Annotated in this window: 7 protein-coding genes; 2 read left to right on the plus strand and 5 right to left on the minus strand. The window is 63.8% G+C overall.

The annotated features are described in order from the left end of the window. Window positions 1-206: 206 nt before the first annotated feature. Complete coding sequence (locus AC52Q4_RS08070) at window positions 207-395, minus strand: hypothetical protein (protein ID WP_495536285.1); 189 nt, start codon at window positions 393-395, stop codon at window positions 207-209. Window positions 396-790: 395 nt separating this feature from the next. Between AC52Q4_RS08070 and AC52Q4_RS08075 the strand changes: the two genes are divergently transcribed. Continuing rightward, on the plus strand, window positions 791-2,203 hold the full coding sequence (locus tag AC52Q4_RS08075) for a mannose-1-phosphate guanylyltransferase/mannose-6-phosphate isomerase (RefSeq protein ID WP_495536286.1): 1,413 nt from the start codon (window positions 791-793) through the stop codon (window positions 2,201-2,203). A 9-nt stretch (window positions 2,204-2,212) separates the two neighbouring features. On the opposite strand, the gene AC52Q4_RS08080 is transcribed toward AC52Q4_RS08075, so the two are convergent. The 4 genes from AC52Q4_RS08080 to AC52Q4_RS08095 all read right to left on the minus strand — a co-directional run bounded on the left by AC52Q4_RS08080 (window position 2,213) and on the right by AC52Q4_RS08095 (window position 7,437). Then, window positions 2,213-4,375, minus strand: coding sequence for a glycosyltransferase family 2 protein (locus AC52Q4_RS08080; RefSeq protein WP_495536287.1), 2,163 nt, complete (start codon window positions 4,373-4,375; stop codon window positions 2,213-2,215). A 113-nt stretch (window positions 4,376-4,488) separates the two neighbouring features. Then, entirely contained in the window at window positions 4,489-5,607 is a 1,119-nt protein-coding gene (locus AC52Q4_RS08085; RefSeq protein WP_495536288.1) for a glycosyltransferase family protein, read from the minus strand. Between the two features lie 203 nt (window positions 5,608-5,810). Beyond that, a complete protein-coding gene (locus AC52Q4_RS08090) occupies window positions 5,811-6,629 on the minus strand; it encodes an ABC transporter ATP-binding protein (protein WP_495536289.1) in 819 nt (272 codons plus the stop codon). 19 nt (window positions 6,630-6,648) lie between these two features. Continuing rightward, window positions 6,649-7,437: an ABC transporter permease gene (locus tag AC52Q4_RS08095; RefSeq protein ID WP_495536291.1), complete on the minus strand. Its 789-nt coding sequence runs from the start codon at window positions 7,435-7,437 to the stop codon at window positions 6,649-6,651. A gap of 277 nt (window positions 7,438-7,714) precedes the next feature. Between AC52Q4_RS08095 and AC52Q4_RS08100 the strand changes: the two genes are divergently transcribed. Then, a partial coding sequence (locus tag AC52Q4_RS08100; protein ID WP_495536290.1) for a glycosyltransferase occupies window positions 7,715-8,650 on the plus strand: 936 nt, incomplete at its 3' end.

Consider the following 8,650-nt stretch of genomic DNA (forward strand, 5'->3'; position numbering starts at 1 on the left):
AGGGCGCGCGCAGCCAGTTGATTGCGCGGCGCGTCCCGTTGAGGAGTGGCGTGCCGGATGCGGCCTGCTGGTTGCCCGTCATTGCCATGTCGGACCTGACGTCCGGGGCCTGCGAGCAAACGCGGCAGCCAGTGGACGCTGCTTCGAGCGTTGCGCCAATCTAAAGCAGAACCTGGAGGAGCGTGCCCCCTCCGCAGGGGGCGGCCTCAGGAGACAATGCCGTCGACGAGGTAGCCGGTGCCGCCCGCCCACCGCAGCCAGGGGCGTTGGCTCTGCTCACTCTCGTGGTTGCCCGCCCGATTGTTGCGGCCGCTCACCTGCTGCGTCGCTTGATCGGCGCCCGAGGCCTCGGCGTGTGCCTCTTGATGGGTTTGCTTGTGCTTTGCCTTGTCCATTGGAATCCACCCAACCCGCTTACACATTCATTTACCCAAAGCATAAATCCTCGGTCTTGGCCATCCGAGGCATCCGATGGGCCAGACTATTTCTGGCGTTTGTGCATATATGCCACACGGTCTCTTGACCGCTCGCTCGCTGATCGCCGACGCTTGTACGCAATACCTACGTATTTCCCCTCCATATGTTGTTAGCTAGCTTTCAGTCATTGCGCAGACTTGAGCGCGGCGACGGTTCTCTCCTGCATTCTGATTGCATCGGCCGCTGTTGTGAATTAGACGTTATTTTCGATACATGGGTAAGCAGTGACCGCGCCTCACGCCCGGGCCAGCCTGATCGCAAGGCGCTCATGAACCGCGTGGGTGGTGGGGGGTTCCATTCCGGGGGGTAGTGCATGCGCGTCAGACCCGTCATCCTGTCCGGAGGCTCGGGCACGCGCCTGTGGCCTCTGTCCCGCCGCGCCTATCCCAAGCAGTTCCTTCGCCTGTTCGATGGGCGCAGCCTGTTCGAGTTGACGTGCGAGCGGCTGAGCCAGGGCATGTTTTCAGAGCCCATTGTCCTGGGCAACCACGAGCACCGTTTCCTCATTGGCGAGCAATTGGGGGGCACGCGCGCGGAGCGAATTGTCCTGGAGCCGGTGGCGCGAAACACGGCGCCGGCGGTGGCGGTTGCGGCGTTGCTTGCCGCGGAGGGCGGGGAAACGGATCCGGTCCTCGTGTTGCCGTCGGACCACTTGATCGACGACCCCACACTCTTTGCCGGCGCCATCCAGTCGGGGGCGAAGGCGTGCCATGGTGGCGCGCTGGTGACGTTCGGCGTCAGGCCCAGCCGGCCGCACACCGGATACGGCTACATCGAAACCGCGCCAGGCGATGACACCCTGGCGCGACCGGTCAAGCGCTTCGTGGAGAAGCCGGACCTGGCGACGGCCGAGCGCTACGTGAGCGATGGCAACTTTTACTGGAACGCCGGAATTTTCCTGTTCCGGCCAGATGCGATGCTGGCGGCTTTTGAGGAACACGCGCCCGGCATTCTGGGTGTGGCCCGCGATGCGCTGGCGGGTGCGCAGACCGATCTCGATTTCCTCCGTCTCGATGAGACGCCCTACGCGCAGGCGGAGGCGATCTCGCTCGACTACGCGATCATGGAGAAGGCAGCGCACATTCGCTGCGTGCCACTGAGCACGTCGTGGAGCGACATGGGGTCCTGGCCGTCTGTTTGGGAGGCCATGGACAAGGACGGCGACGGCAACGCCGCGGAGGGCGACGGGGCGAGCCTGTTCCGCGGCGCGCAGAACTGCTTTTCCTACTCCGACAAGGCGCGCCTGGCCCTCGTGGGCGTCAGCGACCTGATGGTCGTCGCCACCGAGGATTGCGTTCTGGTTGCCTCCAAGGATCATGCCGAGGAGGTCAAGGGCGTCGTCGAGCAACTGAAGGCTGAGGGTGGCCCCGAAGTCGACCTTCACACCCGCGTCTACCGGCCGTGGGGCTGGTACCAGGGACTGGGCGACGGTGAGCGGTTCCAGGTCAAGTGCATCATGGTCAAGCCGGGCGCCCAGTTGTCCCTTCAAAGCCACTACCACCGCGCGGAGCACTGGGTGGTGGTGCGCGGGACGGTCGATGTTACCGTGGGAACTGAAGTCCGCACGCTGACCGAAAACCAGTCGACCTACATTCCCCTGGGTGAGGTGCACCGGCTCGCCAATCCGGGCAGACTGCCGGCCTTCCTTATCGAGGTGCAGTCCGGCCCTTATCTCGGCGAAGACGATATCGTGCGCTACGAGGACGACTACGGGCGGAACGCGTAGGGTCCGAGATCAGTCATCCGTACGCAGCCTCGCGTCCTCATGGAAGCGGGACAGGTGCGGATGATAATTCGGATCGTCGAGGACCCCGGGGCCCCACTCCGAAAGGAACCGTGCATTTTCGCGCGCCAGCCGCTTGAGGCGGGCCGGCGTCATGTCGAGCCCGCGCGTCGTCGATTCCCGATGCGTCAGGCGGGCGTGCGGGGTCACCAGGTTCCGCCAACCGGCCTCGCGGACGCGCAGGCAGAAATCGACGTCGTTCATGGCCACGGGCAGGTTCTCGTTGAAACCGCCAACGGCGTCGAAGACACTGGCCCGCACACAAAGACAGGCGGCGGTGACGGCCGACACCTCTCGGCTTACGTCAAGCCATTCTCCCTTATTCAATTCGGCAAATTGCTCCGCCCGGGTGTGGCGAAAGATGTGTCCCGCCGATCCGTGCAGGCCGAGGACGATGCCCGCGTGCTGGAGCGAGCCGTCTGCGTAGAAAAGGTGCGCGCCGACGCAGCCCACCTCGTCTTGTGCACTCAGTGAGGCGAGTTCTTTCAGCCACCTCGTGTTTTCGATGGCCTCGACGTCATCGTTGAGCAGCAACAGGATGTCGCCACGGGCAGCCTCGCGGCCCGCGTTGATCAACCGGGAGAAATTGAAGGGCTGGGGGCGCGAGAGGATCGTCACGCCCGGCGTTCCGCGCAAGTTGTCAAGGGTCGTCTTCTGTGAAGAGGTCTCGGATCCGTTGTCGACGATGATCACCTCGAGGTTCCCCCAGCCACCTGCCTGCGCCGATGCGATGGCCTTGCGCAGCATGTCCGGATTGTCGCGCGTGGGGATGATGACCGACACCTTTGTGTTCGCATCGTCCACGTCATGCCGTATGTGACGCACTGTCCGGCCGGTGGGCCCGGTCACGGAATTGACCGCGGCCGGCTGGCCCATGCGAGCGAGGTGGTCCCCGACGAGTTTGTCTTCCGCCTCCCGAACCCGGTCTTGATACCGTTGGCTCACGCCATCGACGCGTTTGTGAAAGAGCACGCAGGGCACGTTCTGGATGCCCCCGATTGGCCGCAAGCGTTGGATACGGAGCAACAAATCATACGACGGACAAAGCGGATCCGTGCTTGCTCGCGCCTCATTGGCAAGCGAGCTGTCGTTTCGAAACAGCACGGGCTGTCCGACGTAGTTGTCCGCGAGTGCGAATGTCGGGCTCCAGCCGGGCTTGAGCTTTGGGTCGCTACAGGTTCCGCCCTGCGACAGTCGGTCGGCGTCGGCGTAGACGGCGAGGGCGTCGGGGTGATCGTCGAGCGCGAGGAGGAGTGCGGGAATGGCTGCCGGGTGGAAGGTGCCGGGCTGCTCCAGGAAAAAGAACGCATCGATCGGGTCTGGCCGTTGTCCGATGATGGAGAACGGAGCCACATCCTCTCCTTCGAGGCGGAGGATCTCTACCCCCTGCGCTTCGGCGAACCTTCGCGCCTGCGCATCAAGTGGTGCCGTGGCGTGCTCCAGCACCAGGACCTTGACCGGGCCGTCAGCGTCGTTGACCGGCGTGCCTTGCAGAAAATCGAGGAACGCCGCGGGGCAATTCGTTCGCGTGTCGTAAATCGCCAGTGCGCGGTGCCTTAGGCTGCGCTCTGCGAATTCGGCCCGGGCGCGCGCGAGCGCGCGTTCCATGATCGCCTGCGTCCGCAGGCCGGCCGCGGCATGGTGGCCTTGCACCAAATGCGGCGGTGTCAATGAGACACTGCTCACCCCTCGCGCGATGGCGTAAACGCGCCTGGCGAGGGCCGTGGGGTGATGCAGGTGGGCGAATGCCTTGCGGATGGCGGGAGCCAACAGAGCGTGCGATGGCATCCGCGACAAGCGAGGCGCGGCAAGCTCAGAGGGCTCGAGCGGCGGCTCGAAAATCAGGCGCAGGGCACGGCTTGGCGCGTGCAGGCGGAAGGCGCAGGACATCTGACTGTCGCCTTGCACGCTGAGCGGCAATTGAAGCGGGGGGTGATCGTCATCGGAAAAGGAAACTTCGAGCGTCGCGTAGGCTGCTGCGCCGGTGTGCAGTTCAATTTGATAATTGCCTCGCTTGAGACAGCCAGGCTCCAGCGACACGCGGGATTGCCGGCGCCAGAAATCGCCTGCCGTCACTCCAAAATCTGCAATGCGCAACGGCTTGTGCGTGGGCATGGCATGACCTCATAATCCGTGCCCCGGGATGCCCGGCGCTCGCGCCCGCTCAAGCGCGTTGCATTCCAGCGAGCAGCGCCGTGATCCCTCGCTTTGCCGTTGGGTTCTCATGCTCATGACAGGGGCTTCGAGCTGCGATTCCGCCACTCCTGGTAGACGCGGCGCAGCATTTGCGCGGCCGCGTCGACGTCCGGCTCCGCCCACCTTGATCCCGGCAGTTCATACCCCTTGTCGTCGGGTGCGCGGACCGGCACCAGATCGTAGGGAACGGGGTAGGCGTTCGGTCCGTGCATAAAGTCCATGTTGCCGGACCACCCGGTTGCGACGACGGGCTTGTCGAGCATCAGGCCCTGCTTGAGCAGGAGGCCGAAGCCTTCGGCGCGGTGCAGCGAAAGCACGCAGTCGCAGGAATGAATGAGTGACCACATCTCGGCGTCGTCGAGGTCTTCCTCGATGAGAATGCAACCGCTGGCCTTTGACTTTTCCCGGAGGGCCCGGGCGCAGGCGGGCGCAAGCGGCGTGCCGTGCAGTTTGACGACGAGGCGGGCCCTGGTCGGCTCCTCGGCAAACGCTTTCAGATAAGCGTTGAGCGCGCCTCCGGGGTTCTTGCGTGAAAAACCCGACGCCAGGTTCATGGCGGTCAGGACGAGGAAGCCATCCTCATCGAGACCGAACCGCTTGCGGACATCGTGTAGCTCGGAGGGACACGCGAGTTCGTGCGGCACCGTCTTGACGGGCCGGGAAAAGCCCGATCGCACGAAGGCCTCTCGGACGAAGGTACTGGGCGCCCAGACTTCATCGACGAAATCTGCGGCTTTCCGCCAATCCTCGGGAATGCGCTCCAATTCCCACACGAAGCACCCGACAATGTATTTGCTCGCGTAAAGCGATGGCGGCAGGACCGAGAAGACGTGCCCCAAATGTTGCGGGTTGGCGTGGACCAGCAGGGTACCGGGCGCGTCCAAGGCTTCGGTTTCGGGTTCGTGCAGGGCAAGCCCCCGCTCCGAGGCGGGCTCCCAGTACGCCGTGGTGTCAATGACCGCGGGATCATGTCCCTGTTTGCGCAGCACGCGCTCGGTTGCGTGCATTGCCCAGCCAAAACTTGAAGTGCTCCGGTAGCGCCCGCACAGGACATAGGGTGGACCGGCCGCCGCCGGACGCGACTGAGACAGCTCAAGGCGGGGGCTGAGAAGCGATTGCGTGAGGCTTGTGCGCCATTTCACCGGCAGCATGCGCCAGAGGCGAAGGCCACCGAGCCGGTGCGCCAACGCCGGAACCACAGTGTCTGCAACCTTGTGGAAACCACTGGCCATGGGTACCGCTAGCGAATGGCGCAAGACGTGTCCACTATTTCGTGGCTTTTCGTGCCGCCGCTCAATCGCCGAGACGGCATTTGTTTTGACCGTTGATATTGTTCTCCGCAACCGCTCTTGCTTTAATTATCAGAAGTGGCCGACGTCGATGGCTCTGGGGCGGAGGGCCCGGCAGATGATACGGACTTGTTTTGGCGTTGTTCGGCGTAGACCTCCATTGCCTCCTGCACGTCGCCGAGGTAGGCGACCCTGCCCTGATCGAGCACCATTCCGTGCGTGCAAAGCGATGTCATGAGGCCGGTACTGTGCGTGGCAAGCACCAGGCCGCGGCTTTTCTCGACGAGGCTTTCCATGCGCCCCTCAACCTTTGTGCGAAAGCTGGCGTCGCCGGCGCCGATCCACTCATCGAGGAGGAGGATATCCGGCTCGACCATGGTGGAGATGGCGAAGGCGAGCCTGAGGCGCATGCCGCTGGAGTAAGTGCTGAAGGGTTTCTCAATCGCCTCGCTGAGTTCGGAGAATTCGATAATCTCGGGGATGCGCGCTTTGGTCTCGCCGATGGTGAGCCCCATCTGCAGTCCGCGCAAGTAGATGTTCTCAAGCCCCGTGGCCTCGGCCAGCATGCCCATGGAAATATCGAAGAGACCGCTGGCCGTGCCGTTGACGGTCAGTCGGCCGCCACTCGGGGCGTAGATCCCCGCCAGAACCCGCAAAAGCGTGCTCTTGCCTGCGCCATTGGAGCCGATCAGGCCGAGCCGCTCGCCCGGCGCTAGGGTGAATGAAATGCCATTGAGGATGCTCGCGACCCCCCGCCGGGTGCGCGAGAGGTAAAGATCGGCCAGCAACCGCCTAGGGTCGGACAGAAGCTTGCGGTCCTGGGGGAGGAAGATCGGCACGCTGAGCGACAACTTGTCCGCTTCGAGGAGGGGGCGTGTTTCCATGGTGACTGTCACGTTGGCCTCAAACCCACAGCGGCACGTAACGCGCGAAGCGCGTGTGAAAGTGGCGCGCCAGGGCAAAGCCGGCGGCGGTGATCGTGAGTACGACGCCCCAGCTCAGCGGCGCAATCGGGGTCCCCAGGAGCGGCGCGCGCACGAGTTCCAGGTAGTGGTGAAAGGGGTTGTAGATGAGGAAGACGCCCATGACGCCAGCTTTACCGCCGACGCCCGGCATCCAAATGATGGGCGTCGCCAGGAAGGCGATGCGCATGACGGCCTGAACGACTTCGGTGATATCGCGGTAGCGCGCGCCGAGGACGCCGAAGACCAGCGTCAGCCAGATCCCATTGACGAAAAGCAGCGCCAAGCCGAGGAGACTGACGACCGCGTAGGGGGTCAAGCTGACGCCCATGACAATGAACACACCGACGATCAGCGGTATCTGGTGCAAGAATAAGAGAACCGTCGCCACGACCTCGACCATGACGATATCGACCACGGTCAGGCCGCCCTGGAGGATCTTCGCGCGATTTCTCTGGAAGACACTGGTGCTTCCGGTCACGAAGCCCGATATCAGCGTCCACGTGACCAGCCCCACGGCGAGATGCGGCACGAAAACCGAAGGCTCGTGAGCGCCAATGCGGGCGAACAGAATGCCGAGCGTGCTGACAAACAGTGTCGGCCCCACGAGCAACCACACCGGACCCAGCAGGGTGCGCCGGTAGCGCACCAGAAATGTGAACCAGGCGGTATACAGCCACCGCTGAACGCGCCAGGCGGGTGTCGCTCGAAGTGTCTGCGCAAGGTTCATCGCCACCACGCGGTTGAGGCTGTCGCCGGCCCCTCAGTTGCACGCGCGCGTCGCCTTGACAAGGCCTTGCATCGTGGCCCTCTTGCCGGATTGCAGGGTCGGCCGCGCGTTCGTGTGGATTCAGATGATCCGATCCGTTACCATCAGGCTCGCGGTACCCATGAGGAGCACTGTGCGCATCACGCAGGTGGCGTCGTCTCGGTCGGGGGGTGATTGATTGGCTCGCAGAACGCTCAGATCCGCCGCGCGGACGGCCTTCCGCCACGCCCGGGTGAAGATGCTTGCGCGTCCCTTGCGTCACCCGATCGCGGGCCATGCCAAAGCGGCACTGCGGCAAGGCCCGATTGTTGTCGCCGGGTTTTTCCAGACGGCGAGCGGGATCGGGCAGTCGGCGCGGCTGAGTGCCGACGCGCTTGAGCGGGCCGGCCACTCCCCCATCTGCGTCGATCTCAGTGAGACGTTTCAGCAGGTTGACGTGGCGCCGGACCGTCAATTGTCGCACATGCCGAAGGCGCCCATGGGGACGTTGATCCTGCACGCCAATGCACCCGAGACCGTGCCGGCGTTGCTCTCGCTCGGCCTCTTGCGGCCCCGGCAGTGGCGCGTGGTCGGCTATTGGGCCTGGGAGACGTCACGGCTGCCGGCCAACTGGGGCGATGCGGAGCGCTACCTGAGCGAAATCTGGACGCCGAGCGATTTTGTCACCGAAACCGTTCGGGGAGTGGTGCGGATCCCCGTCAAGACGGCTCCGCATTTCATCGCATTGCCCGAGCTCACAAGTCCACAGCGGTCGCGCTTCAACCTTCCTGAAGACAAGGCCGTGACGCTGGTCATGGGCGACGGCCGGTCAAGCTTTTACCGTAAGAATGTTCTCGGTGCCGTCGAGATTTTCCTGGATGCTGTCGGTGATGACGCGAGCTGCGTGCTTGTTGTCAAGACGCGCAATATCACCGAATTTCCACTCTTTGGCTCAAAGCTGAGGGACGTGATCGCCGGTCACCCGCGGATCGTGACCATCGACCGATCCATGCCCCATCGCGACAGCCTCGATCTCATTGGCTGCTGCGATATTCTGCTGTCGCCGCACCGCTCGGAAGGCTTTGGCTTGACCATTGCCGAGGCGATGGCGCGCGGACGCGTCGCCATCGCGACAGGTTGGTCGGGCAATACGGACTTCATGAGCGCGGACGATTCGGTTCGCCTGCCCTACGAG

The sequence above is a fragment of the Nitrococcus sp. genome, assembly GCF_059432795.1.

Excerpts from the sequence above, each read along its gene's own strand:
- AC52Q4_RS08090 (WP_495536289.1), bottom strand. The coding sequence starts at position 6,629 with ATGGAAACACGCCCCCTCCTCGAAGCGGACAAGTTGTCGCTCAGCGTG.
- AC52Q4_RS08085 (WP_495536288.1), bottom strand. The coding sequence starts at position 5,607 with ATGCTGCCGGTGAAATGGCGCACAAGCCTCACGCAATCGCTTCTCAGC.
- AC52Q4_RS08080 (WP_495536287.1), bottom strand. The coding sequence starts at position 4,375 with ATGCCCACGCACAAGCCGTTGCGCATTGCAGATTTTGGAGTGACGGCA.
- AC52Q4_RS08095 (WP_495536291.1), bottom strand. The coding sequence starts at position 7,437 with ATGAACCTTGCGCAGACACTTCGAGCGACACCCGCCTGGCGCGTTCAG.
- AC52Q4_RS08075 (WP_495536286.1), top strand. The coding sequence starts at position 791 with ATGCGCGTCAGACCCGTCATCCTGTCCGGAGGCTCGGGCACGCGCCTG.
- AC52Q4_RS08070 (WP_495536285.1), bottom strand. The coding sequence starts at position 395 with ATGGACAAGGCAAAGCACAAGCAAACCCATCAAGAGGCACACGCCGAG.